General features: G+C 57.3%; 21 protein-coding genes. 10 read left to right on the top strand and 11 right to left on the bottom strand.

Going from position 1 to position 24,875, the window contains the following annotated elements:
* The first annotated feature begins 210 nt into the window (after positions 1–210).
* The 5 genes from ACL2XP_RS23210 to ACL2XP_RS23230 all read left to right on the top strand — a co-directional run bounded on the left by ACL2XP_RS23210 (position 211) and on the right by ACL2XP_RS23230 (position 6,172).
* Entirely contained in the window at positions 211–2,643 is a 2,433-nt protein-coding gene (locus tag ACL2XP_RS23210; RefSeq protein WP_413739266.1) for a DmsA/YnfE/YnfF family dimethyl sulfoxide reductase, read from the top strand.
* Positions 2,644–2,652: 9 nt separating this feature from the next.
* A complete protein-coding gene (locus ACL2XP_RS23215; RefSeq protein ID WP_413735635.1) occupies positions 2,653–3,270 on the top strand; it encodes a DMSO/selenate family reductase complex B subunit in 618 nt (205 codons plus the stop codon).
* 1 nt (position 3,271) lies between these two features.
* Positions 3,272–4,132 carry a DmsC/YnfH family molybdoenzyme membrane anchor subunit gene (locus tag ACL2XP_RS23220; RefSeq protein ID WP_413735636.1) on the top strand — a complete coding sequence of 287 codons (861 nt, stop codon included), beginning with the start codon at positions 3,272–3,274 and terminating at the stop codon, positions 4,130–4,132.
* Between the two features lie 58 nt (positions 4,133–4,190).
* Positions 4,191–4,799, top strand: coding sequence for a Tat proofreading chaperone DmsD (gene dmsD, locus ACL2XP_RS23225; protein ID WP_413735637.1), 609 nt, complete (start codon positions 4,191–4,193; stop codon positions 4,797–4,799).
* Positions 4,800–4,978: 179 nt separating this feature from the next.
* Positions 4,979–6,172, top strand: coding sequence for a benzoate/H(+) symporter BenE family transporter (locus ACL2XP_RS23230; RefSeq protein WP_413735638.1), 1,194 nt, complete (start codon positions 4,979–4,981; stop codon positions 6,170–6,172).
* Positions 6,173–6,254: 82 nt separating this feature from the next.
* On the opposite strand, the gene darE is transcribed toward ACL2XP_RS23230, so the two are convergent.
* The 8 genes from darE to xylF all read right to left on the bottom strand — a co-directional run bounded on the left by darE (position 6,255) and on the right by xylF (position 16,394).
* On the bottom strand, positions 6,255–7,574 hold the full coding sequence (darE, locus tag ACL2XP_RS23235) for a darobactin maturation radical SAM/SPASM protein DarE (protein WP_413735640.1): 1,320 nt from the start codon (positions 7,572–7,574) through the stop codon (positions 6,255–6,257).
* 22 nt (positions 7,575–7,596) lie between these two features.
* The gene (gene darD, locus ACL2XP_RS23240) at positions 7,597–8,256 is read right to left on the bottom strand and encodes a darobactin export ABC transporter ATP-binding protein (RefSeq protein ID WP_413739267.1); all 660 of its coding nucleotides are present in this window, start codon (positions 8,254–8,256) and stop codon (positions 7,597–7,599) included.
* Position 8,257: 1 nt separating this feature from the next.
* The gene (gene darC / locus ACL2XP_RS23245) at positions 8,258–9,514 is read right to left on the bottom strand and encodes a darobactin export ABC transporter periplasmic adaptor subunit (RefSeq protein WP_413735642.1); all 1,257 of its coding nucleotides are present in this window, start codon (positions 9,512–9,514) and stop codon (positions 8,258–8,260) included.
* 5 nt (positions 9,515–9,519) lie between these two features.
* Positions 9,520–11,898: a darobactin export ABC transporter permease subunit gene (darB, locus tag ACL2XP_RS23250; protein WP_413735644.1), complete on the bottom strand. Its 2,379-nt coding sequence runs from the start codon at positions 11,896–11,898 to the stop codon at positions 9,520–9,522.
* A gap of 292 nt (positions 11,899–12,190) precedes the next feature.
* Positions 12,191–12,388: a hypothetical protein gene (locus tag ACL2XP_RS23255; RefSeq protein ID WP_413735645.1), complete on the bottom strand. Its 198-nt coding sequence runs from the start codon at positions 12,386–12,388 to the stop codon at positions 12,191–12,193.
* Between the two features lie 228 nt (positions 12,389–12,616).
* Positions 12,617–13,792, bottom strand: coding sequence for a xylose ABC transporter permease XylH (gene xylH / locus ACL2XP_RS23260; protein ID WP_413735647.1), 1,176 nt, complete (start codon positions 13,790–13,792; stop codon positions 12,617–12,619).
* Complete coding sequence (locus ACL2XP_RS23265) at positions 13,785–15,314, bottom strand: xylose ABC transporter ATP-binding protein (protein ID WP_413735649.1); 1,530 nt, start codon at positions 15,312–15,314, stop codon at positions 13,785–13,787. Before ACL2XP_RS23265 ends, xylH begins: the two co-directional genes overlap by 8 nt.
* An 84-nt stretch (positions 15,315–15,398) precedes the next feature.
* A complete protein-coding gene (gene xylF, locus ACL2XP_RS23270; RefSeq protein WP_413735651.1) occupies positions 15,399–16,394 on the bottom strand; it encodes a D-xylose ABC transporter substrate-binding protein in 996 nt (331 codons plus the stop codon).
* Between the two features lie 488 nt (positions 16,395–16,882).
* On the opposite strand from xylF, the gene xylA reads away from it, so the two are divergent.
* From xylA to xylR, 3 genes are all read left to right on the top strand, one after another.
* Complete coding sequence (gene xylA, locus ACL2XP_RS23275; RefSeq protein WP_413735653.1) at positions 16,883–18,202, top strand: xylose isomerase; 1,320 nt, start codon at positions 16,883–16,885, stop codon at positions 18,200–18,202.
* Positions 18,203–18,280: 78 nt separating this feature from the next.
* Positions 18,281–19,735, top strand: a complete 1,455-nt coding sequence (gene xylB / locus ACL2XP_RS23280) for a xylulokinase (protein ID WP_413735655.1) — start codon at positions 18,281–18,283, stop codon at positions 19,733–19,735.
* 178 nt (positions 19,736–19,913) lie between these two features.
* Positions 19,914–21,092, top strand: a complete 1,179-nt coding sequence (gene xylR / locus ACL2XP_RS23285) for a D-xylose utilization transcriptional activator XylR (protein WP_413735656.1) — start codon at positions 19,914–19,916, stop codon at positions 21,090–21,092.
* Here the strand turns inward: xylR and ACL2XP_RS23290 are convergent.
* A complete protein-coding gene (locus ACL2XP_RS23290) occupies positions 21,089–21,445 on the bottom strand; it encodes a winged helix-turn-helix transcriptional regulator (protein WP_413739268.1) in 357 nt (118 codons plus the stop codon). The two genes, xylR and ACL2XP_RS23290, sit on opposite strands and share 4 nt — an antisense overlap.
* Positions 21,446–21,568: 123 nt before the next feature.
* Here ACL2XP_RS23290 and ACL2XP_RS23295 point away from each other — a divergent pair, with 123 nt between their 5' ends.
* The gene (locus tag ACL2XP_RS23295) at positions 21,569–22,426 is read left to right on the top strand and encodes an SDR family oxidoreductase (protein WP_413735658.1); all 858 of its coding nucleotides are present in this window, start codon (positions 21,569–21,571) and stop codon (positions 22,424–22,426) included.
* Here ACL2XP_RS23295 and ACL2XP_RS23300 read toward each other — a convergent pair.
* Entirely contained in the window at positions 22,423–22,863 is a 441-nt protein-coding gene (locus ACL2XP_RS23300; RefSeq protein ID WP_413735659.1) for a CopD family protein, read from the bottom strand. The genes ACL2XP_RS23295 and ACL2XP_RS23300 overlap by 4 nt on opposite strands.
* Positions 22,863–23,237, bottom strand: a complete 375-nt coding sequence (locus ACL2XP_RS23305; protein WP_413735660.1) for a DUF3817 domain-containing protein — start codon at positions 23,235–23,237, stop codon at positions 22,863–22,865. The genes ACL2XP_RS23300 and ACL2XP_RS23305 overlap by 1 nt, the downstream gene beginning before the upstream one ends.
* 471 nt (positions 23,238–23,708) lie before the next feature.
* Between ACL2XP_RS23305 and ACL2XP_RS23310 the strand changes: the two genes are divergently transcribed.
* Positions 23,709–24,806 carry an aminotransferase class I/II-fold pyridoxal phosphate-dependent enzyme gene (locus ACL2XP_RS23310; RefSeq protein WP_413735661.1) on the top strand — a complete coding sequence of 366 codons (1,098 nt, stop codon included), beginning with the start codon at positions 23,709–23,711 and terminating at the stop codon, positions 24,804–24,806.
* Positions 24,807–24,875 lie beyond the last annotated feature (69 nt).

Here is a 24,875-nt window from a genome sequence, read left to right on the forward strand (position 1 = left end):
TCTTGCGCTTACGCACGTTAACCGCCCAGGCGGCGCGCGGCTAATGACGGCAAATTTGTCCGGGGACAATATTCGCTGGTGGTTTTTCATTCATTATCAGGAAGTATTTTGATAACCACAGTAATAATAAGGTTTCATTAGATTCGGCGCGTAGCGACGAGCCATGGTGAGCAATAAAATGGGTGACCGATGAAAAACAAATCATTAACCATGCCGGACTGCCCGCGCATCAGCCGGCGCAATCTGGTAAAAGGCGGCATGGCGGCCGGCGGCCTGCTGCTGGCCAGCCGGGCGCTGGATCTGCCGTTCCGATCGGCTTTCGCCGGGGAGTCGCCGGCGCAACCCATGGCCAACGCCGCCGACAAGCTGGTCTGGAGCATGTGTTCGGTCAACTGCGGCAGCCGCTGCGCCCTGCGTTTGCATGTGCGCGACGATGAGGTGTACTGGGTGGAGACGGATAATACCGGCCAGGATGAATATGGCGACCACCAGGTTCGGGCCTGCCTGCGCGGACGGTCGATCCGCCGCCGGATGAACCATCCCGATCGCCTGAAATATCCGATGAAACGGGTAGGCGAACGCGGGGAAGGTAAATTCCAGCGCATCAGTTGGGACGAGGCCCTGGACATCATCGCCGGTAACCTTAAGCGCATCGTCAAGGACTACGGCAACGAAGCGGTATATATCAATTACTCTTCCGGCGTCACCGGCGCCAATTTCGCCCGCTCGTCACCGTCGGGGTCGCTTATCACGCGCCTGATGAACTGCTACGGCGGCTACCTGAATCAGTACGGCACCTACAGCACCGCCCAGATCAACGCCGCAATGCCCTATACCTACGGTAGCAACGACGGCAATAGCACCTCGGATATCGTCAATACCAAACTGGTGGTAATGTTCGGCAACAATCCGGCGGAAACCCGCATGAGCGGCGCCGGCATCACCTACCATCTTGAACAGGCGCGCGAACGCTCTTCCGCGCGCATGATCGTTATCGATCCGCGCTATACCGATACCGCCGCCGGGCGCGAGGATGAATGGATACCGATTCGTCCCGGTACCGATGCCGCGCTGGTGTCGGCTATCGCCTGGGTGTTGATCACCGAAAACCTGGTGGACCAGGCGTTTCTGGATACCTACTGCGTAGGTTATGATGAAAAAACCCTGCCGGCCGGCGCGCCGGCCAACGGTCATTACAAAGCCTATATCCTTGGCCAGGGCGACGACGCCACCGCCAAAACCCCGCTGTGGGCCGAGAGAATCACCAGTATTCCCCGCGACCGGATCATCAAGCTGGCCCGTGAAATCGGCAGCGCCAAACCGGCGTATATCTGCCAGGGCTGGGGACCGCAGCGCCAGGCCAACGGCGAGCAAACCGCACGCGCCATCGCCATGTTGCCGATCCTGACCGGCAACGTGGGCATCAACGGCGGCAATAGCGGCGCCCGGGAGTCCACCTATACCATTACCATCGAACGGCTGCCGGTATTAACCAATCCGGTGAAAACCCAGATCCCGGTATTCTTGTGGACCGACGCCATCTCCCGCGGCAGGGAAATGACCGCGCTGAAAGACGGGATAAAAGGCAAGGACCGGCTGGACGTACCGATTAAATTCATCTGGAACTACGCCGGCAATACCCTGGTCAACCAGCATTCGGATATCAATCGCACCCACGAGGTCCTGAAAAAAGACCGGGACTGCGAAATGATCGTGGTGATCGAAAACTTTATGACCTCATCGGCGAAATACGCCGATATCCTGTTGCCGGATTTGATGACCACCGAACAGGAAGATATTGTCCCCAACGATTACGCCGCCAATATGGGGTATCTCATTTTCGGCCAGCCCGCCACCACGGCAAAATTCGAGCGCCGCTCGATTTACCAGATCACCAGCGATATCGCGCAGCGCCTCGGTGCGGATGTGGCGCAGAAATTTACCGAAGGGCGCACCCAGTCCGAATGGCTACAGTTTTTATATGCCAAGATGCTGGCCAAGGACCCCCTGCTGCCGTCCTACGAGCAGTTGAAAGCCCAGGGGATTTATAAACGCAAGGACCCCGACGGCCACTTTGTCGCCTACCGTAAATTCCGCGCGGACCCGGCGGCCAATCCGCTGAAGACCCCTTCCGGTAAAATTGAAATCTACTCGGCGGCGCTGGAAGAGCTTGCCGCCACCTGGCAACTCCGGGCGGATGAAAGCATCAGCCCGCTACCCCGGTATGTCCCCACCTTCGAGGGTTGGGACGATCCGCTGCGTGCGCGTTTTCCGCTGCAAATGGCCGGTTTTCACTATAAGGCGCGCACCCATTCCAGCTACGGCAATATCGACGTGCTGCAGGCCGCCTGTCCGCAAGAAGTGTGGATTAACCCTCTCGATGCCGAAACCCGCGGCATTCGCAACGGCGATAAAGTGCGGGTATTCAACGACCGGGGCGAGATCAGGATCGACGCCAAAGTGACGCCGCGCATCCTGCCCGGCGTTACGGCCGTCAGTCAGGGCGCGTGGCATCAGGCCGATATGGCGGGAGACAAAATCGATCATGGCGGCTGTATTAATACCCTGACCACCCAGCGGCCGTCGCCGTTGGCCAAGGGCAATCCGCAGCATACCAATCTGATTCAGATCGAAAAGGCGTAGGAGCGGTAGATGAGTACGCAATATGGTTTTTATATCGATTCAAGCCGCTGTACCGGCTGCAAGACCTGCGAGCTGGCCTGCAAGGACTACAAAAATCTGGGGCCGGACGTCAGTTTCCGCCGCATTTATGAATATGCCGGCGGCAATTGGCAGGCGGACGGCGGGGCTTATCACCAAAATGTTTTTGCCTATTATCTATCGATCGCCTGCAACCACTGCGAGGACCCCGCCTGCGTTAAAGTGTGCCCCAGCGGCGCGATGCACAAAGGCGAAGACGGATTTGTGGTGGTTAATGAAGACATCTGCATCGGCTGCCGCTACTGCCATATGGCCTGCCCCTACGGCGCGCCGCAATTTAACGAAGCCAAAGGACATATGACCAAGTGCGATGGCTGCCATGAGCGCGTGGCGGTGGGGCAAAAACCCATCTGCGTGGAATCCTGCCCGCTGCGCGCGCTGGATTTGGCGCCCATCGGCGATCTGCGGGATAAATACGGCGATCTGGCGGCGGTGGCCCCGCTGCCCGATCCCATGTTCACCCTGCCCAACCTGGTGATCAAACCCAACGCGAACAGCAGGCCGGTGGACGATGCCAGCGGCTTCCTGGCCAATCCGAGGGAGGTGTGAAATGGGTAACGGATGGCATGAATGGCCGCTGATGTTTTTTACCGTCGCGGGCCAAAGCGTAATCGGCGGTTATCTGGTAATGGCCACGGTGCTGTTGGCCGGCCGCCTGACGGCGGAGAGTACCCGCCGGGTGCACCGCGCCATGTTTTTCCTGTGGCTGCTGATGGGGCTGGGGTTTATCGCCTCGATGCTGCACCTGGGCTCGCCCCTGCGCGCCATGAACGCCCTTAATCGCCTGGGCGAGTCGCCGCTCAGCAATGAAATCGCCGCCGGTTCGCTGTTTTTTGCGCTCGGCGGCATTTACTGGCTGCTGGCGGTGCTCAATTACCTGCCGCGGGCGCTGGATAAACTGTGGCTCGCACTGACCGCGTTGTCCGGCCTGGTGTTTCTGTACGCCATGGGCCGGGTCTATATGATAGATACCGTGCCGACCTGGGATAATGTTTATACCCCGCTCGGCTTTGTCTTAACGGTATTTATCGGCGGTCCGCTGCTGGGTTACCTGCTGTTGCGGGTGGCCGGCATTTCCGGGCCGGGCTGGCGCTATCTGCCGTGGGTCAGCGTGATGGCGGTGATGATAAGCGTAGCGGCCATTATGATGCAGGCCGCCGCGCTGGCGGCGATCCACAGCTCGGTGCAACAGGCGTCCGGGCTGGTGCCGGATTACGGACTGCTGATGGCGGGCCGGGTGCTGCTGCTGTCCCTGGGGCTGGCCTGCTGGCTGCTGCCGCTGGTGCGCGGCAAAACGCCGCCGGTGGCCGGCCTGGCGCTGGGGTTGGTGCTGGTGCTCGGCGGCGAGCTGATCGGGCGGGCGATATTTTATGGCCTGCATATGACCGTGGGCATGGCGGTAGCCAGTTGACCCGGGGGACGCCGCGCGGTTTATCCGCGCCGCGGGCCGCCATTTTACCGGAGATGTCATGACCGACGCGACCATTGCGCTTACCGGACGGACCCTGGGAGCATTGCTCTATTATCCGCCCCTGTCGCCGCACAATGCCGGGCTGCTGGAAGCCCTGGCCGGCAGCGACTGGGAGCTGGAGTGGCCGGCGGTGCCGGAGCTCTATGCCGCCGCGGCGTTAATCCGCACGGGGCTGGCCGCCCCCTGGTTTGACGCCCTGGAAGAGACCTGGCAGCGTCTGTTTATCGGCCCGCACGCACTGGCGGCCCCGCCGTGGGGCTCGGTTTACCTGGATCGGGAAGGCGTGGTGTTTGGCGAGTCAACCGTGGCGCTGCGCCGCTGGCTGGGACAACAGGGAATCGCCCCGCAGCGGCAGGACCGGGAACCGGAAGACCATATCGGCCTGCTGCTGATGCTGGCCGCCTGGCTGGCGGAAAATAACGAGGCGCCGCTGGACGACCTGCTGGAGCAACATATCCTGCCCTGGTCGGGGCGTTACCTGACGCTGCTGGCGCAGGGCGCGGATCATCCGTTTTATCAGGGCATCGCGCAACTGGCCCAGGCCACCCTGGATAGCTGGCAGCGCCAGCGCCGGTTAGCGCCGGCGCTGCAACCACTACGGCAGTAATCCCCGCCAGGGCTCATCGCTTTACTTATTCCCCGGACCAATGACATACCCCGTCCGGCGGGATAATCAATCGGATGATGAAACCGCACCGGCTCCACGGTAGTATACGTAACGTATCGGGCGCTTAAGGGCGCCTGTCGTGCGTTATAACGTATAATAACTCCAGGAGAGTGAGGCTTATGGCGTCCCGTTCCGCGCTGCGTGATTTGTCGTTTTCCGCGGTTATCGCCGGATTTATCGCCGTCCTGGTCGGTTATACCAGCTCGGCGGCCATTGTTTTCCAGGCGGCGCAGGCCGCGGGCGCCAGTCTGGCGCAGATCGGCGGCTGGCTGAGCACGCTGGGGCTGGCCATGGGGGTTACCTCGCTGGGATTGTCGCTTTATTACCGCACCCCGATTCTCACCGCCTGGTCGACGCCCGGCGCGGCGCTCTTGGTCACCAGCCTGCCGGGAAGCACGGTCAACGAAGCGATAGGGGTGTTTATTTTCGCCTCGGGGCTGATTTTGCTGTGCGGCGTGACGGGGATATTTTCGCGGCTGATGCAGCATATTCCGCAGGGGATTTCGGCGGCGATGCTGGCGGGCATATTGCTACGCTTCGGCCTGGATGCCTTTGTCTCGCTGCAAAGTCATTTTTCCCTGGCGGCGGCAATGTGCCTGGCGTTTTTTATCGCCCGGCGCCTACTGCCCCGCTATGCGATCCCGGTGGCCTTATGCGCCGGGCTGGCCTGCGCGGGCCTGCAAGGGGATATCGCCCTGGCCGGCAAGCACCTGACCCTCGCCGTGCCGCAGTTTGTCATGCCGCATTTTACCTGGTCCTCGCTGATGGGCGTCGGGATACCCTTTTTCATCGTGACCATGGCCTCGCAGAACGCGCCCGGGGTGGCCACCCTCAAGGCGGCCGGATATGTGGTGCCCACCTCGCCGCTGATGACCTGGACGGCGCTGGTGGCGCTGATTTTAGCACCTTTCGGCGGTTTTTCGGTGTGTATCGCCGCCATTACCGCCGCAATTTGCATGAGCCCGGAAGCGCATCCCGATCCCGCGCGCCGATATATGGCGGCCGCGGCGGCCGGGGTATTTTATCTGCTGGCCGGGATGTTCGGCGGCTCTATCGGCCTGTTGTTCAGCGCCCTGCCCGCCGCGTTTATCCATACCATCGCCGGGCTGGCGCTGCTCAGCACTATCGCCGGCAGCCTGCACCGCGCCCTGGCGGCGGAAATCCACCGGGACGCCGCCATCGTCACGTTCCTGATTACCGCTTCCGGCATAACGCTGCTGGGCGTCGGCAGCGCGTTCTGGGGGCTGATCGGCGGTATCATGGTCTGGGGAATATTGGCGCTGCCGCGACGTCGGCGGGCGGCGAAAGGCTAATCGCGCCCGATATGCACGGGGCAAGCCTTGGTTTTTTTGCAACCGCAGGCGCTTGCGCCCAATGCCCCAGCGGCCGCCGGTTTCACGACGGCCGCCCCTCGCTGGCAAGGCAGTCCCTGATGATTCCCAACAGTTTCCCGGTGCCGCAGCAGGTATCGTCGTAACCGGGCACATGCCGGCGGTTAATCACCCGGTCATGGGGACATCCGCCCCGGCATAGGGCAAACCACGGGCAGTCGCGCATTTTTTCCGCGGCCGCCTTTTCCTCCGCGAGTGCCAGACGATTATGTCGCGACCGCGCCAGCAACTGGGCCAAATCGGTACTCAAGAGCGACCCATAACGGCCGCCGGCGTCACCGACATACTTGTCGCAGGGAGACACATCACCGTTCGGCTCCAGCGTTATCACCTCCTGTGAACAGTTGCCGGCCCAGTAACATGCGGAAAGACGGGTATCGGGTTTGGTCAGTACCTTGATAAAATCCGCAAACAGCGGGATACGCAGGCTGTGGCGATAATCATGCCACCAGATGACGAACGCGACGGATAAAAAAGTGATGAATTCGCCATAGCTGATATAACTTGGGCCGATATCGCCGCCGGGCGGCGTGCGGTTATCCGGTACGATATTCAAAAATTCGATATCCCGAAGCTCTATGCTGATGAAATAGTCGAACATGTTGCGGATATCGGTGTGGAATATCGCGCGGTCCACCACTATCAATGCGCCATAGGCGATCTCGTAGCGCCGCAGCCGCCCGATACTGCGCGCTACCCGTTCGGAGGTGCCCCGGCCGCGATAATCCACCCGCCGCGTATCATTGACGCCGGGAATACCGTCCAGGCTAATGCCGACACTCATGCCTATTCCTTTGATAAACAACAGCCATTCGTCAGAAATATTCACCGCATTGGACTGCATCGAATTGGTAATACGCTGCCCGGGCCGCTTGAATTGCTCCTGTAGCCAGATCAGCTTTTTGAAAAAATCGGGTTTGAGCAGGGTGACCTCGCCGCCGTGCCAGACAAATTCGAAACGGGTGATATTGGGAATCGCCAGAAGCCGGCGCACGCAGCGGATCAGGTTGCGAAATGTCAGCGTTTGGTTGGGGCCTTCCGCCCAGGAATGGCAGTAAGTGCATCTTAAATTACACAGCCGGGTCGCTTTAACCACCACCACCAGCCTGGCAGCGTCGATGGGCGGAGCGAGGATCTCTTGTGCCAGTTCATGATGATAGGTTTTTATTTCATCCTCGTTGAGCAAATTTTCGGCGGGGATGCGGCCGATCAGGCTGGCGCTGAGCTGCCGGTAATCATTAAACGCCAACTGCCGTAGATCCTGCATGCTGACGCCGTCGATGCTGCTGCCATCGATACTTGTCACGGGAATGAGTCCTTTCATTATGTGTCATCCTCTCGGGGGATTAAGTGAGATAACCGTCACGCATAGTTACGATACGGTTGGCGTAATTCGACGCTTCGGGTGAATGCGTCACCATCACCACCGTCGTCCCTGCCGAATTAATGCTGGTCAATTGTTCCAGTACGTCACGGCTATGTTTGCTGTCGAGATTACCCGTGGGTTCATCGGCCAGGATCAGATGCGGGCGCGAAATCATGGCGCGGGCAATGGCCACCCGCTGCTGCTGACCGCCTGAGAGCTGCGCCGGATAGTGGCCCGCGCGGTGCGCCAGGCCGAAGGTATCCAGCGTTTGGTCAACCCGCTGCCTACGCTCGTTTTTAGGTACGCTGCGGTATTTAAGCGGCAGTTCGACATTATCAAATACCGACATATGAGAAATCAGATTAAACGATTGGAATATATAGCCGATAACCTGGCGCCTTAAGGCTATTTTTTGCGCATAGTTGAGAGAGGCCACCGCTTCCCCCGCCAGCGCCAAACTGCCCTGGTCCAGCGATTCAAACATGCCCAGTACGTTTAGCAGCGTGGATTTCCCAGATCCGGAAGGCCCCATGATTGACAGGAAGTCCCCCCGCTCGACGGTGAGATTCACCTGGTTGAGCACCAGGGTCCTGATGGTTTTGGTAGTGTAGGACTTGCCGCCGTTTTCCAGAGTTATCATGTTATTCAAACTCGATGATATTGGGTTTTTCATAGTCATTATCCGCAAAAGCGACCACCTGCTGCCCTTCGGCAAGGCCACTGGTTATTTCTGACTGCGCCGCGCCCTGGCGCTTGATTTGCACCGGGGTTTTTACCGCCCGCCGACCGATTTCGTCATAGGCATACACCAAGGCCTGGCCGTCCTGGAAAAACACCGCCTCCGAAGGGGCTAGCAGCGCCTCCCGGGCAGCATCCAGCGAAACGCGCAGATCGAGGGATTGCCCGCGCTTCAAGGCCAGCTGCTTCGGCTGGGGCGAGGTTAATTTGGCTTTGAATTTGCCGTTATCCACCACCGAGGAGACAGATTCGATGGTCAAGGGGATCTCGATGCCCCCCGATTCCGCCACCACACTCACCTGGGGTTTGATTTTATCGAGGTAGTATTCGCTGAAATCGGCTTCGAAATGGTAAGAATGCGGGTTATCGACGATGGTCACCTTCTCGCCGGGTTTGATTTGCTGGCCGATTTTAATATCCAGCGACGAGAGCGTGCCGTCGATGGGCGACACAATGGTCAACTGCTCCAGCCCGCCCTTGATCAGGTCCATCAACTTGCCGAGGCGCTTGACGGATTCATCGATCTCCATAAACTGCTGGGGCAAAATTTTATCCTGCTGCGCTTCGTGTTCGGCCAAAATGGCGTAGGTCTTTTCCCAGTGCGTTAATTCGTCCAGCAGGTTTTCATATCTGGCTTTTTCAATAATCGCATTTTCATAGAGCTTTTTATTGCGCTTTATCTCTTTGCCGATCTTCAGCAGGTTGTAATGGGATTTCTGCAATTCCACCTTGGTGTCGCGGCTGTTGCGCTCCAACAACATGCGCATATTGCGCAAATTATTAATTTGCTCAGTGGCGTCGGCGATGCGCGACGTAACTTGCAGGACAAAATCATAATTTGACAGCCGGGCGATAACCTCGCCTTTTTTGACAAAATCCGACGATGCCTTGTAAATTTCAAGCACCTTGCCCCCGCGCTCGGAAGAGACGAAAACGCTCTCGTTCGGGATGGCGATGGCGCGGGTTACCAGCGTGTCGGTATAGACCCCCCGTCTAACGGTATGAAACGTCGCGCTGGCCACAGGCAGGGTCAGATAATTATCGGCAGTGGCTAACCGGTACATCACCGCGCACAGCAGGATAAACACCGCCGCGGCAAGCCAGGTGAGCCACTTGGCGCGTAAATGCACCGCCAGTTTTGAGTCGATGTTGACATCCATCGGCTCTACCCGCGCCCGGCGCGAAACGGGACGCGCCTTCCGCCGCCGGCCAGCAGCGCCATGGCCATTACCGCCACCACTACCAGCGCCAACGCAATCAGGGCGCAGCAAGCGTAGGTGTAGGTCAGGCCGGCCACCACGTCATACCGGCCCAGCCAGCGGCGCAATAGCCACAAGCCCAGGCCAAACGACGCCAGCAGCGCCACGACCAGCGGGATAACGTTCTGCCGCAGGAAAAAAACGATGCTGGTATAGACCGAACCGCCCACCGCCTCCATGATTTTAAGGGTATCGTTGAGCCGCCGCGCTTCTGACAGCCCGATAATAATGGCGCTCACCAACATCAGGAACAGCGACAGCGAGACGGACAGCTGGATGATATCCAGCATCAGCAGGCTATTTTTGAAATGTCCGGCGTAAAGCTCGGTCACGGTGCGCATACGCTGATCCTCCAGGCCATAGTCCTTGAGGGCGGTGACAATGCGTTCCCGCTGCTGCTGGCCGGGAAAGGTCAGCGCCGCGTATTTCTCCATGCGGTCATTAATAAAAATCATCAAGGGCTGCGGGATTTTTGTCCGATCGCCCAGATAAAAGTTATCGACGACGCGCAATACGCGCAGGGCGCGCTTGCCGCCGTCGACCTCGGTATAAAATGTCGTATTGAGCACGTCGTCATAGGAGGACCGGCCCATCAGGCCCATAAAGGCCCGGGTAACGATAACGTGGCGAACCCCCGGATCGTTGCTCACCGCGATGGCATTCTCCTTGCCCGCCAGGGTTTCCAGCCCCCAGATCTGCGGGAAATTATGATCGGCGGACAGGACGTTGACGGTCGCATACCGATCCCTGGCCTGCTGCTGCGCATGCTGGATGGACAGCACGCTGCGCGACATATCGAACGGACGCCAGCTGGCCAAGGCAATATTGGAGCTGCCCGCCGTCTCTTTTAGCCGGTTTTGCAGGCCGCGTAGCGCTTCGGTGGAATTAAGCTGCTCGCTGACCTCGAAGGTCAGCAGGTTTTTTTTACGGTAGCCGAAATCGGTGTCCATAATAAAATGGCTTTGCGTCATCACGCCGGCCCAAAGATAAACCATGATGCCGGAGATCAATAACTGCATTACCAGGGTAAAACGATTGATATAATACGCGGTGGTGGTTTCGTGGCGGTTATGCGCCCGCCCCGCCCGGGGGGATAATACCAACCAGTAGAGGCAGGCCAGATGGGACGCCGCCACCGCACAGCCAATCACCAGCGCCACCCCCAGGAATACCGCGGCCACCACTCCGCCGTCCTGGCCGAGCAGCAGTGTGCCGGGGTACCCCGGTACGGCCGCCACCCCCCACAGCATCAACAGCGCCAGCGCGCAGATACTCAGGAACTGCGGGATAATAATTGACGATGCCTCCGCCAGCAGTTGCCCATTGGACGCTCCCAGGCTACGTTTAACGCGCAGGCTGTTTTTCTTCGCCGAGTTAACGATGCCATTCACATTGAAAAAATTCACCACCGTGGTTAACAGTACAAACAGCGCCGCCCCGTACAGGGTGTGCAGCAATGGTTTGGAAATGACGGAGGCGACCTCGTCGGCATATCCCCCGTCGTAATGGATGGCAAGAATATTCTTGGCGCTGAGGTGGATAAATTGTTCGGGGGTGAAGGGCGCGCCGGGGAGCTGCGGCGCATAATTGCGCACCAGCTTGTCCAGCCACCGGTTATCGAACGGCGCCGCGGACGCCGTGCGGATAAATGCGTACAGATGGGTGTCATACCAGTCCCCCCGCTTATCGTGATAACCCGCCACCCTGCCCGGCGAAAAAGCAATCATCGCCGGCAGGTCCAGGCTGCTGTCCTGCCGCGGGTCGAGTACATCCTTGATAATAAAGCGGCCCAGGCGGCCCAAATCGACCGCCTGCCCTTTAGGCGAGGCCATACCCAGATATTGGCGATTAAATGCCGGCGTGATGTATATTTCATTCGCCCCCAGCGGCGAGGGCGACTGCCGGTAGGGATTAAGGCGCGCGAGAAAGTCCTGGCTCACCGCGAATATCGCCACCCTGGGCATGAGACGGCCCTGGCTGCGGACGTCGGCCAGCAGGCGAAAGGCATAACTCACGCTGTCAATGCGGGCGTCTTTTTGCAATGCGTCAATCAGCGGCAGGGGAACCTGGGCCGAACGGATATTATCGCCGTTAGGCAAGACAAAACGCGTTTCGATGCGATACATCCGCTGGGGTTCGGAATAAAACCGGTCGGTATTATAATCGGCCATAAACAGTAATACGATTAGCAGCGTGGTTACCAACCCCAGGGCGGTAATGACAATAGCCAGCAGCGCGGCCAGCGGATTGGATTTTATATCGTTAAAAAAGGCGTCCAGGGGCATCAGCGGGTTATCTCAGGGTGAAAAACAACAAGCCACTATGATCAATAATTATTTTAAAGCCATATAATTCGCAAAATATCCACATGATAAATATCATTTTATTAAAGCAAATAATTGCACAAAGAATAATTACTATTTTTTATAACGATGGTTTCAAAAAACCCGGCTTATATATGCCGCCCAGGATGGTAATTTAAACATAATTACCACCTTAGGCATAAAATACGGCCAGCCGCTAACCAGACCCGGGAGCGGCCCGCAGGAGCGGAGCCGGACCGGGGTATTGACTCGATTATGCCGAGCCAAACCCCTTGGACCAGTTCCATGCCATCATTTCCGGTATGGAATTATTATCTTCCCCCGCTGATTTCAAAGCATTAAGAGTCACAAGAGGAAATTGGCGCGCAAAGGAATTTTGCAGCGCCTGGAGCTTGGCCTGAAGTTCCCGGATACTGGCAGCGCCATGATTAACCGGCGATATCGAGTTCATTATTACCTCCAACCTTTTCAGATAAAATGGATTTATAGGCGAATTAAATGCCTCTCATTTATAGAAAAAACCATCTATCGTTTAATTTAAAGATCTATACAGAAAGCCGTCAATGTACGCTGTTTATTTATTAATCTTATTTAAACTACGTTTAACTTGCGGCTATTTAACCTGAAAGCGCCATGGCATAAAAAAGCCGCCCTGAGGCGGCCCATCATCCGCGGGAAATCACGCCCGTTTTTTGGTCGCCGTATCCATCCATACCGCCAGCAGCAAAATAGCGCCCTTGACGATATATTGCCAGAACGTCGGCACATCCAGCATGCTCATGCCGTTATCCAGCGACGCCATGATAAATGCCCCCATCACCGCCCCGGCCACGCTGCCGACGCCGCCGGCCAGGCTAGTGCCGCCGATGACGCAGGCGGCAATGGCGTCCAGTTCGGCGATATTGCCGGCGGAGGGCGAGCCGGCGCCCAGGCGGGAGCTGAGGATCAGCCCGGCAATGGCTACCATCAGGCCGTTAATGGCGAACACCGCCAGCTTGGTACGCTCCACATTTACGCCGGACAGGCGGGCGGCGTCGATATTACCGCCGATGGCGTAAACCCGGCGGCCAAAGGCGGTACGCGACGCCATAAACAGGCCGCCCAGCATCAGCGCCACCAGAACCAGTACCGGCGTGGGCACGCCCCGGTAGTCGTTGAGCAGATATATCGCGCCCAGCACCACCACGGCGGTAATGGCCTGCCGGGTCATATCGCCGGTGCGGGAGGGCACGGACAGCCCAAGACGCTGGCGGTTGCCCCGCCGGCGCCACTGCCATGCGATAAATAACAGCAGGCTGATAAAACCGATGCCGAACCCCACGCCGCCCGGCAGATAGCTTTGCCCGATCTGCGACATCGCCGGCGAGGTGGGCGAAACCGTGGTACCGTTGGTAACCCCGATCAAAATGCCGCGAAACGCCAGCATCCCGGCCAGGGTGACGATAAACGAGGGCACTTTGCGATAGGCCACCCACCAGCCGTTCCAGGCGCCCAGCAACAATCCCAGCACCAGCGTCACGGCAATGGTCAACGGCAATGGCCATCCCAGCCAGACATCGAAAATCGCCGCGGCGCCCCCCAGCAATCCCATCATGGAACCCACGGACAGATCGATTTCCGCTGAAATAATCACAAAAACCATACCTACCGCCAGAATGCCGGTAATGGCGGTTTGCCGCAGCAAGTTGGAAATATTGCGCGCGCTGAGATAAGAGCCTTCGGTGGTAAACGTGAAAAATAACATGATGACCACAATCGCGGCCAGCATCACAAACACCTGCAAATTCATGGATTTTAGTTTACCGCCGGCGGCGGCGGGCGCCGTGGCGCCGTCGGTTCGCGTGATTTTAGACATTGGAGTCACTCCTGAGCGCCGCTTCCATCACCTGTTCCTGCGTCAGGTCGCGGTTAATAAGATCGGCTTTAATGGCGCCTTGATGCATGGCCAGCACCCGGTCGCTGATACCCAGCACCTCCGGCAGCTCGGATGACACCACGATCACCGCGATTCCCTGCCGCACCAGTTGATTAATCAAACGATAGATCTCCTGTTTGGCCCCGATATCGATGCCGCGGGTCGGCTCATCCAAAATAAGGATGGCGGGATTAAGCAACAGGCATTTCGCCAAAATCGCCTTTTGCTGATTGCCGCCGCTAAGGCGGCCGATGGCCAGTTCCGACGACGACGTTTTCACCTTGAGCCGCTCGATGGCATCGCGGATGGCGGCATGCTCGCCGGCCTCGTCCACGATACCGAACGGGCCGCTAAACTGATTAAGCGCCGCCAGGGTAATATTGGAACCGACGCTCATGACGGGCACAATACCGTCTTTTTTGCGATCCTCCGGCACCATGGCGATGCCCTTGCGCATCGCCTGCCGGCAATTATTGAAACGAACCGGTTCGCCGTTGAGGGTGATACGTCCTTCCCAGCGGCCGGGATAGCTGCCGAACAAACATTGCACCAGTTCGGTACGTCCCGACCCCACCAACCCGGCAATGCCGAGAATTTCCCCTTTATGGAGAGTAAAGCCGGCATTGTTGACCCGCCGGATATGTTGATTAACCGGATGCCAGGCGCTCACGCCTTCGACGCGCAGGATCTCCTCGCCAATCACATGGGGCTCATGGGGATAGAGCTCGGTCAGCTCGCGGCCGACCATCATGGTGATCAGCTCATCCTCGCCGAGTCCTTGCGCCGGCCGCGTGGCGATATGCTTACCGTCGCGGATCACGCAGATCACATCGGAAATGGCTTTCACTTCATTGAGCTTATGGGAAATATAGATGCAGGCGATATCGTGGTTGCGCAGGTCGTCGACGATATCGAGCAGGATCGCGGTTTCGCTTTCGGTAAGCGAAGCGGTGGGCTCATCGAGGATCAGCAGCCGGACCTGCTTGTTCAGCGCCTTGGCGATCTCCACCAGTTGCTGCTGGCCCAGCCCCAGTTCTCCCACCCGGGTATTGGGATCGATATTCAGTTTTACCTGCGCCAGCATGCGCACGCAGCGCAGGTACATATTGTCATAATCCATGACGCCGTATTTGGCCCACTCGGCGCCGAGGAAAATATTTTCCAATACCGTCATTTGCTTCACCAGCGCCAGTTCCTGGTGAATAATCGCAATGCCTTTTTGTTCGGTATCACGCACTCCATGGGCTACCAGGGGTTCGCCGCCAAACAGGATTTCGCCGTCGAAGGTGCCGTGCGGATAGACCGCCGACAGCACTTTCATCAGGGTGGATTTGCCAGAGCCGTTTTCACCGCATAACGATAACACCTGACCGGCTTCCAGGGTCAAAGAGACATTATCCACCGCTTTCACCTGGCCGAACCGCTTGGTGATGTTTTTCATTTCCAACAGATTTAACGCCATGATACTCAACCTCCGCAACCCGGCCGCCCTATCCGGCGGCCAGGTTTAGTTCACGTCACAGATAACAGCCGGCGTTCAGGCGGATTAATTCAGATCGGATTTTTTATGGAAACCATCGGCAATCACGGTGCTGTCTATATTGCTTTTATCCACGGAAATCGGCGTCAGCAAATAAGAAGGAACATCCTTCAGGCCGTTGTTAAGCAAGGCGTTGGATTGCGGTTTTTCCCCCTTGCCCAGTTGCACGGCGATCTCGGCGGCGCTGGTGGCCAATTGTTTAATGGGTTTATAGACCGTCATGGTCTGGGTGCCCTGGACAATACGTTTAATCGCGGCCAAATCAGCATCCTGGCCCGAGATGGACACTTTGCCCGCCAGTCCTTGCGCGGCCAGGGCCTGAATGGCGCCGCCGGCGGTGGCGTCATTGGATGCCACTACCGCATCGATTTTATTGTTATTGGCGGTTAAGGCGTTTTCCATAATTTTCAGGGCATTTTCCGGTAACCACCCGTCGGCCCATTGGTCGCCGACCACTTTTATTTTACCGCTATCAATCAGCGGCTTGAGCACGGTCATTTGCCCGGCGCGGAACATTTTGGCGTTATTATCCACCGGTGAGCCGCCCATCAGGAAATAATTACCCTGCGGCACCAGCTTAACCAGGCTTTGCGCTTGTAATTGGCCGACTTTTTCATTATCAAAAGAGATATAAAAATCTACGTCCGCATTATTTATCATGCGGTCATAGGCTAGAACCTTGATCCCTTCCCGCTTGGCTTCAGCAATTACATTGCTTAAGACTTGCCCGTTGTAGGGAATAATCACCAGCACATCGACGCCGCGATTAATCATATTTTCTATTTGCGACATCTGCGTTTCTTCATTGCCGTTGGAGGACTGCACAAACACATCGGCACCCAAGGACTTCGCTTTGTCGACAAAGATATCGCGATCTTTTTGCCAGCGTTCAAGACGCAGGTCGTCAACCGCCATGCCGATTTTTATTTGTTTGGCCATGCCCGGCTGGCTGGCGATCAGCAGCACCGCGCAGATTGAAAGCAGTAGGGTTTTCAGTTTCATCTTTAATTCCTTATGTTGCTTTTATAAGAACATATTCGGCAATATAATTCGCCGTCAACGGGATAAGAATCAAAACTTTACACAGTAAGATACAAAGGACGCCCGGCGACGCGGCGTATTTAACGTCAATAGTATTAGTAGCGAAAATTATCAGGGGCAATTGCAAATTTTCACAACGCTATTACGATATTTTACTCAAATGTGGGTTCTGTGACCTGCCGCTTATTTTATTCACGGCATGACGCCGTTCCGGGCCCAAAGCTTTAACATTTCCCGTACCGGATAGGTTTTTTTCAGTCATTCCCCGTGATCGCGCGCACAATTAATAATTTCATGAACACCGATGTGAAATAACGTAATTGATCGCGGCGCCGGTTATTACCAGAATCAGTCACAGTTAATTATTTGATGTCCGCCGTCATTACCGGTAGCGGCATTAAATCCTGTCCGCTTCAGAACGGACCCAGTATTTCCAAGGAGCCAGCCACATGTCTCAATTTTTTGATCAAGTCGAAAAAATCCGTTTTGAAGGTCCGCAAAGCACCAATCCCCTGGCGTTCCACCATTACAATCCGGATGAAATCATTCTCGGCAAACGCATGGAAGATCATCTGCGTTTGGCCGTCTGCTACTGGCATACGTTTTGCTGGGGCGGTACCGATATGTTTGGCATCAACGCCTTCGATCGTCCCTGGCAGCGCACGGGTGACGCCAAGGCCCAGGCGCGGTTAAAAGCCGAGGTGGCCTTTGAATTCTTCGGTAAATTAGGGGCGCCTTATTATTGCTTCCACGACACCGACGTGATACCGCAAAGCGATACCGTCAAACAGTATCTCGATAATATGGCCGCCATGACCGAGCTGCTGGCGCAAAAACAGCAGCAAACCGGGACGAAATTACTCTGGGGCACGGCCAACTGCTTTAGCCATCCGCGCTACGGCGCCGGCGCCGCCACCAACCCGAATCCGGAAGTGTTTGCCTGGGCCGCCACCCAGGTTAAAAGCGCCATGGAAACCACCCTGAAGCTGGGCGGGGAAAACTATGTGATGTGGGGCGGGCGCGAAGGCTACGAAACCCTGCTCAATACCGATTTGCGCCAGGAACGGGAACAAATCGGCCGCTTTATGCATATGGTGGTGGAGCATAAACATAAAATAGGCTTCCAGGGCGCGCTGCTGATCGAACCCAAACCCCAGGAGCCCACCAAACACCAATACGATTATGACGTGGCGACCGTCTACGGCTTCCTTAAACAGTTTGGACTGGAAAAGGAAATCCGCGTCAATCTGGAAGCCAATCATGCCACGTTGGCCGGCCATACGTTCCAGCATGAAATCGCCAGCGCCATCGCCCTGGGGATTTTCGGTTCGGTGGATGCCAACCGCGGCGACCCGCAATCCGGCTGGGATACCGATCAGTTCCCCAACAGCGTGGAAGAAAACGCGCTTATCATGTATGAAATCCTCAAGGCCGGCGGATTCACCACCGGCGGGCTGAATTTCGATGCCAAGGTGCGCCGGCAAAGCACCGATAAATACGACCTGTTCCACGGGCATATCGGCGGCATGGACGTTATGGCGCTATCGCTTAAAGTGGCCGCTAAATTGATTGAGGACGGCCGGCTCGATCACATGGTCAAAGCCCGTTACAACGGCTGGAACGGCGATCTGGGGCAGCGCATACTCCAGGGCAATCTCTCCCTGGCCGAACTGGCGCAGTTTACCGAAACACACGCGCTGGCGCCGGAGCACCAAAGCGGACAACAGGAACTGCTGGAAAATATTGTCAATCAGGTATTGTTTCGCTAAACCGGAAGCGGCGGGCAGGGGTCGCCGCCCGCCAGCCGGCGCGATGGCGCCGTGGCATGATTTGATAAGGGATACCTTATGTATATCGGCATTGATTTGGGGACGTCCGGGGTCAAAGCCCTCCTGTTGGACGAGGAACAACATATCCTGGGCAGCCATACGGAACAGCTGCCGATCTCCCGGCCGCAGCCGTTATGGTCGGAGCAGGACCCGGAGCACTGGTGGCAGGCCGCGGACCGGGCCATGCTGGCGCTGGGCGCGCAGCATGGCCTGGGCGCGGTGCGCGCGCTGGGTCTGACCGGCCAGATGCATGGCGCCACCCTGCTGGACCGCCGTCAGCAGGTATTGCGCCCGGCGATCCTGTGGAATGACGGGCGCAGCTTTCCGCAGTGCCAGGCGCTGGAAGCGGAGGTCCCCCGATCGCGGCAGATTACCGGCAATCTGATGATGCCCGGTTTTACCGCGCCCAAGCTGCGCTGGGTGGCCGAGCATGAACCCGGGATCTTCGCCCGGGTGGATAAAGTGCTGCTGCCGAAGGATTACCTGCGCTGGCGCATGACCGGCGATTTCGCCACCGATATGTCCGATGCGGCCGGAACGATGTGGCTGGATGTGGGCCGCCGGGACTGGAGCGATGAATTGCTCGGCGCCTGCGGCTTATCCCGGGCGCAGATGCCCGGCCTGTACGAAGGCAACCAGGCCACCGGCACGCTGTTGCCCGATCTGGCCTCGCGCTGGGGCCTGCCGGCGGTGCCGGTGGTGGCCGGCGGCGGCGATAACGCGGCGGGCGCCATTGGCGTAGGATTATATCGGCAGGGGCAGGCCATGCTGTCGCTGGGCACCTCCGGCGTCTATTTTGCCGTTAGCGACGGTTTTCTCAGCAACCCCGAACGGGCGGTACACAGCTTTTGCCATGCGCTGCCCGGCACTTGGCATCTGATGTCCGTGATGCTGAGCGCCGCGTCCTGCCTGGACTGGGCGGCAAGACTGACCGGGCTGGGCAGCGTACCGGCGCTGCTCGACGCCGCCGCGGCGTGCCGCGCCGACACCCCGCCGGTGTATTTCCTGCCCTATTTATCCGGCGAACGCACGCCTCATAACAATCCTACCGCGGCCGGGGCGTTCTGGGGGTTCACCCATGAACACGGACCGGCGGAATTGGCGCGGGCGGTGGTGGAAGGCGTCAGCTTCGGCCTGGCGGACGGCATGGACGCCCTGCATGATACCGGACTGCGGCCCGACAGCATTACGCTTATCGGCGGCGGCGCGCGCAGCGCCTATTGGCGCCAACTGTTGGCCGATGTCGGCGGACACCCCCTGGACTACCGCACCGGCGGCGATGTGGGGCCGGCGCTGGGGGCGGCGCGGCTGGCGCAAATCAGCTGCCACCCGGGCGTGGCCTGGTCCGAGATGCTGCCCGCCCTGCCGCTGGAAGCCCGTTATATGCCGGATAAAGCCCGGCACGAGGCCTACCGGGAACAGCGTCATTTGTTCCAGCGATTCTACCGCCAGGTGGCGGACCTGGGCCGCTGAGGCGGGCTGGAACTCTCCGCGGCGCGCGCCGTTATACAGGTATGCGGGGACCGTCATGGCCCCGTTTTCCCGGCCGGGTTTTATGGCGAATTTGTTAGCCGGCGCACAGCCCGCTAATTCTTTCTCCAGGTCCAAAGGTATAAGCTGGCCTTCGGCAGAATTCCGTGAGAACCCCTCTATGTTTGAGAAACGTTATCGTATAACTCTATTTTTTAATGCCAATAAAGTATACGACCGCCAGGTTGTCGAGGGGGTGGGCGAATATTTACAGGCATCGCAATGTGATTGGGATATTTTTATCGAAGACGATTTCCGCTGCCGGATTAATCAAATCGACGAGTGGCTGGGAGACGGCGTTATCGCCGATTTTGACGATAAAGAAATGGAGCAATTGCTAAGCGACGTTAAAGTGCCCATCGTCGGCGTCGGCGGCTCTTACCAGCGCAGCGAAGAGTATCCGCCGGTGCATTATATCGCCACCGATAACCATGCGCTGGTGGCCAGCGCCTTTTTGCATTTGAAAGAGAAGGGACTGAACCGTTTTGCCTTCTACGGACTGCCGGCCAGCAGCGGCAAACGCTGGTCCCATGAACGCGAGCAGGCATTTCGCAAGCTGACGGCGGACGAATACTACCAGCCGATTGTCTACCAGGGCGTGGAAACCGCGCTGGATAATTGGCAGCACGCCCAGAACCGGCTGGCCGACTGGCTGCAATCGCTACCGCCGCATACCGGCATCATCGCGGTAACCGACGCGCGCGCCCGCCATTTGCTCCAGGTGTGTGAACATCTCAACATCGCCGTGCCCGAAAAGCTGTGTATTATCGGTATCGATAACGAAGAGCTGGCCCGCTGCCTTTCGCGGGTGGCGTTATCATCGGTGGCCCAGGGCACCCGCCAGATGGGCTACCAGGCCGCCAAATTGCTGCATCAGTTGCTCAATAAAGTCCGCCTGCCGCTACAGCGGATATTGGTTCCGCCCCTCAAGGTCATGGAGCGCCGCTCCACGGATTTCCGCTCGCTGCGCGATCCGGCGGTAATACAGGCGATGCACTATATCCGCTATCACGCCTGCAAAGGCATCAAGGTGGAGCAGGTGCTGGACGTGGTCGGCATGTCGCGCTCAAATCTGGAAAAACGCTTCAAGGACGAGACCAGCAAAACCATCCACAACGTGATTCACGAAGAGAAACTCGAAAGCGCGCGCAATTTACTGACCTCGACTTCCCTGACCATTAATGAAGTCTCGCAAATGTGCGGCTATCCGTCCCTGCAATATTTTTATTCGGTATTTAAAAAAGGGTTTGATATTACGCCCAAGGACTACCGGGAAAAATATGGCGAGATTCCGTTTTAACCGGCCCGCCGGAGCTCGCGCGTCCGCATGATAAGCGGCATGCGGGTTTCAATCCAATCGGTCAGTTGCGTCACTATCGGCCCCACCTCCGTGCCCAGCTCGCTAAGGCTGTATTCAACATGGGGAGGCTTGACCGGAAAGGATTGGCGGATCACCAGCCCATCGTCTTCCAGGCATGCCAGGGTTTGCGCCAGCATTTTTTCGCTGATCCCGCCCACTTTGCGCCGCAGTTCGCTAAAGCGCAGCGTGCCCTGGGCGAGGGCGATAAGCACCAGCACTCCCCAGCGGCTGGTCATATGCTTGAGCACCTCCCTGGAGGGGCAATCGATATTGAACAATTCGCCGCGCTGCATGCGCTGGGCCAGGGACGAATCCTGCACTTGGTTATGTTTCAGATACTTACCTATTTGTTAGTACTTACTTAAAGTAAGTATAGAGGATATGATGGGCCTTCTGAATACCCAAGGAGAATATTTATGATCGTTATTACCGGTGCCACCGGCCAGCTGGGCCGCCTCGTAATTGCAGAGCTGTTAAAAACCCATCCGGCCTCGGAGCTGGTCGCCGCCGTGCGCAGCCCGGAAAAAGCGCGGGATCTCGCGGCGCTGGGCGTAGAAGTGCGCCAGGCCGACTACAGCCAGCCCGCTACGCTGGATATCGCTTTGCGCGGCGCGGAAAAATTATTGCTGATTTCATCAAACGCAGTCGGCGCGCGCGTAGAGCAGCATCGCAATGTTATCGACGCCGCCAAACGGGCGCATGTGAAGCTGCTGGCCTACACCAGCCTGCTGCATGCCGATACGTCCCCGCTGGGATTAAGCAAGGAGCATCTGGCGACGGAAGACCTGCTGGACGAGTCCGGCCTGCCGGTCGTATTGTTGCGTAACGGCTGGTATCACGAGAATTACACCGCCGGTATCCCCACGGCCCTGGCCCATAACGCGCTGGCGGGCTGCGCCGGCGACGGACGCATCGCCTCGGCGTCCCGCACCGACTATGCGGCGGCGGCGGCGGCCGTGCTGTCAAAGGAAAACCAGGCGGGCAAAATTTATGAACTGGCCGGCGACGAAGCCTATACCCTGACCGAGCTGGCGGCTGAAATTACCCGGCAGTCCGGCACCGCCGTCAAATACGTTAATCTGACGCAGCCGGAATACCAGGCCTTATTAAGCCAGGCCGGACTGCCGGATTTCCTGGCGGTGATGCTCTCCGACTCCGAAAGCGGCGCGTCGCAGGGCGGCCTGTTTGACGACGCCCGGCAGTTAAGCCAGCTGATCGGACGCCCGACGCAGCCGTTGGCCCAGGCGGTGGCCGCCGCGCTCAAAGCCGGTTAAAAGACGTCGCCCAGCGGTTTGATAACCACCAGCAGCACGCAGACGATCAGCGCCAGCAGGGTAAACCCGGCGGCATAACGCAGTATGCCCGGGGCCACCGGCCGGGATTGCCCCAGGCTGCGCCGCAGCGACCCCGACTGGATACCGTGCAGCCCCGACAGGGCGAGAACAAACAGGAATTTAACGATCAGATCCATTGACGGCGGCCAGTTGCCCATCATGGTCAGCGCCACGCCGGAGATCCAGGTCAATATCATGGCAGGCAGGGTGACCGTTTGATTCCATCGCTGGATGGCGCTAAAGATCCGCAGGCCGGGGGAAATCTCGGCCTGCGGCATCGTTTTCCATGCGGACATGGCGACCGCCAGCATAAACATGCCGCCGATCCAAACCGCGATGGCCACCAAATGCAGCGCTTTGATCCACATATAGCCCATTATACCTGCTCCTCATTGACCGGTACGTTAGCGACGCCCGGCCCGGCTTCACGCCGTTTGATCATACCCACATTGAAAAAGGTGCCGAAAGGAATAAACGCCAGGATCAACAGCCGCATCACCTGGGCCTTGCGCCACAATCCCGCGGAGGCGCTATTGATAACCATCCAGGCGTAGAACAAAAAGGCCAGGCCATGCACCGGTCCCATGACCGACGAGACCTGCGGAAAACCGCCAAGATGTTTTAGCGGCACGGCGATACACGCCAGAACCACCAGCGTGGTGCCTTCCACCAGCGAAGCGGCATGTAAGCGTTTTAGTAGCGATATATCCTGGCTATCCAGCCCGGGCGGCGCTTGGTGCGGTATGGCCACGTTGACCCTTTGCCGCTGCGGCGGCGAAATACAAAATGTAGGGTTATTCTACCGGCCGGGGGGGTTGGCGGCAAGGGCGCGGGTCAGGACATGGCCGTGTTTGACGGGGTGATATTCCCGTGGGGCGCGGCTATCGCAAATACGCTTATTCAAGAAATTAAAAAAGTAATAATATTATTATATTTCCTAAAAACTATTATTATAATTCAAGTGGTAATCTTGTGAAGAAAATCACGTTAAAATTTTAACTAAATGATGCTTTTTTCACACCGATGGCATAACTTGTACTTCCACACACAAGGAAGAATAAGCTTTATGCTTAACATTATTGATATTAACAATCATGCATCAGAGTTATTAATATCGGGCATAGCCCGAACTTATCATAATAACTTACCCAATAAACTTGAATCGCTATTAGAACTTATTAATAACGAATCGCTTTATAATAATTCGCCCCATGTCTCTTTTATGCCTTCAGCCAGAATTAATTCCGTCAACGAACAGACGGCCTGTCTGGCCATGATGGCCGAGGTGGTCAATTCCGGGCAGTTTGCCGGCGGCGATGCGATTATCCGGCTGGAAAAACTGCTGGAGGAGTATTACCAGGCAACCTCATGCATTGCCACCAGCAGCGGGGCAGATGCGCTGAAAATAGCGCTGGCCGCCATCGGCGTCGGAGCGGGTGATGAAATCATTATTCCACATAACGCTTTTGCGGCTACTGAAAACGCCATTTTTTCCATAGGGGCGAAGCCGGTCTATGCGAATATCGATGAGAGTTTTAATATCAACCCGACGGAGATTGCCCGGCTCGCCACGGATAAAACCAAAGCCGTGCTGGCGGTGTGCCTGTATGGCTCCATACGCAATATGCAGCAAATATCCCGCGAGGCGGAGTGCCACGAGCTGCGGGTCATCATCGATGCGGCGCAATGTTTCGGCATTCCCGAGATTTTGCGCTTCAGCGACGCCGTTGCGTTGAGTTTCAATCCGGTTAAAAATATCGGCGGTTTTGGCAAATCCGGCGCGTTATTGACCTATTCGACGGAGATAGCCAAACGGGCCAGGCAATTTTCTCATCACGGTATCGTCGAAGGCGAAATACACGTCAAAGCCCATGGCCGGGGTTTTAACAGCCGGATGGATAATATCCAGGCCTCGGCGATATTGGCGAAATTTGGGTTTTTTGAAGTGAATGCGCTTAAGCGCGCCTTTTTAGCTTATCGCTATATAAATCAGCTTACGCTGCTGGAGCGGAAAGGCCGGATTATCCTGCCTATCGAGCGGCTGGGAAACACCTGGCATTTATTCCCGATCCGGGTCAATGAGGCTAAACGCGACGAGCTGATACGCTATGCCAAAATAATGAATGTTGAATTCGATATTCACTGTACCCCGCCGGGGCATGGGGACGCGCATGATTATACTCCGCTCCATCGGGATAAAATCAGCTTCCCCATGAGCAGCTTCATTTACTTTTCCGTGCTCCATATCCCCTTGCACAATCATATGTCCCTTGAAGAACAGGATACGGTTATCAAGGTGATTTATGATTTTTTTAAATAAGCTAAACCCGGGCCAAACCAGGCCGGAGGGGCATAAGGCAGAAATGTTATAATTTTCTCAAAAAAACGA

Source organism: Sodalis sp. RH21, assembly GCF_047324175.1.
In the GTDB taxonomy this organism is placed as follows: Bacteria; Pseudomonadota; Gammaproteobacteria; order Enterobacterales; family Enterobacteriaceae; genus Acerihabitans.

Excerpts from the sequence above, each read along its gene's own strand:
- ACL2XP_RS23210 (WP_413739266.1), top strand. The coding sequence starts at position 211 with ATGCCGGACTGCCCGCGCATCAGCCGGCGCAATCTGGTAAAAGGCGGC.
- ACL2XP_RS23215 (WP_413735635.1), top strand. The coding sequence starts at position 2,653 with ATGAGTACGCAATATGGTTTTTATATCGATTCAAGCCGCTGTACCGGC.
- ACL2XP_RS23220 (WP_413735636.1), top strand. The coding sequence starts at position 3,272 with ATGGGTAACGGATGGCATGAATGGCCGCTGATGTTTTTTACCGTCGCG.
- dmsD (WP_413735637.1), top strand. The coding sequence starts at position 4,191 with ATGACCGACGCGACCATTGCGCTTACCGGACGGACCCTGGGAGCATTG.
- ACL2XP_RS23230 (WP_413735638.1), top strand. The coding sequence starts at position 4,979 with ATGGCGTCCCGTTCCGCGCTGCGTGATTTGTCGTTTTCCGCGGTTATC.
- darE (WP_413735640.1), bottom strand. The coding sequence starts at position 7,574 with ATGAAAGGACTCATTCCCGTGACAAGTATCGATGGCAGCAGCATCGAC.
- darD (WP_413739267.1), bottom strand. The coding sequence starts at position 8,256 with ATGATAACTCTGGAAAACGGCGGCAAGTCCTACACTACCAAAACCATC.
- darC (WP_413735642.1), bottom strand. The coding sequence starts at position 9,514 with ATGGATGTCAACATCGACTCAAAACTGGCGGTGCATTTACGCGCCAAG.
- darB (WP_413735644.1), bottom strand. The coding sequence starts at position 11,898 with ATGCCCCTGGACGCCTTTTTTAACGATATAAAATCCAATCCGCTGGCC.
- ACL2XP_RS23255 (WP_413735645.1), bottom strand. The coding sequence starts at position 12,388 with ATGAACTCGATATCGCCGGTTAATCATGGCGCTGCCAGTATCCGGGAA.
- xylH (WP_413735647.1), bottom strand. The coding sequence starts at position 13,792 with ATGTCTAAAATCACGCGAACCGACGGCGCCACGGCGCCCGCCGCCGCC.
- ACL2XP_RS23265 (WP_413735649.1), bottom strand. The coding sequence starts at position 15,314 with ATGGCGTTAAATCTGTTGGAAATGAAAAACATCACCAAGCGGTTCGGC.
- xylF (WP_413735651.1), bottom strand. The coding sequence starts at position 16,394 with ATGAAACTGAAAACCCTACTGCTTTCAATCTGCGCGGTGCTGCTGATC.
- xylA (WP_413735653.1), top strand. The coding sequence starts at position 16,883 with ATGTCTCAATTTTTTGATCAAGTCGAAAAAATCCGTTTTGAAGGTCCG.
- xylB (WP_413735655.1), top strand. The coding sequence starts at position 18,281 with ATGTATATCGGCATTGATTTGGGGACGTCCGGGGTCAAAGCCCTCCTG.
- xylR (WP_413735656.1), top strand. The coding sequence starts at position 19,914 with ATGTTTGAGAAACGTTATCGTATAACTCTATTTTTTAATGCCAATAAA.
- ACL2XP_RS23290 (WP_413739268.1), bottom strand. The coding sequence starts at position 21,445 with ATGCAGCGCGGCGAATTGTTCAATATCGATTGCCCCTCCAGGGAGGTG.
- ACL2XP_RS23295 (WP_413735658.1), top strand. The coding sequence starts at position 21,569 with ATGATCGTTATTACCGGTGCCACCGGCCAGCTGGGCCGCCTCGTAATT.
- ACL2XP_RS23300 (WP_413735659.1), bottom strand. The coding sequence starts at position 22,863 with ATGGGCTATATGTGGATCAAAGCGCTGCATTTGGTGGCCATCGCGGTT.
- ACL2XP_RS23310 (WP_413735661.1), top strand. The coding sequence starts at position 23,709 with ATGCCTTCAGCCAGAATTAATTCCGTCAACGAACAGACGGCCTGTCTG.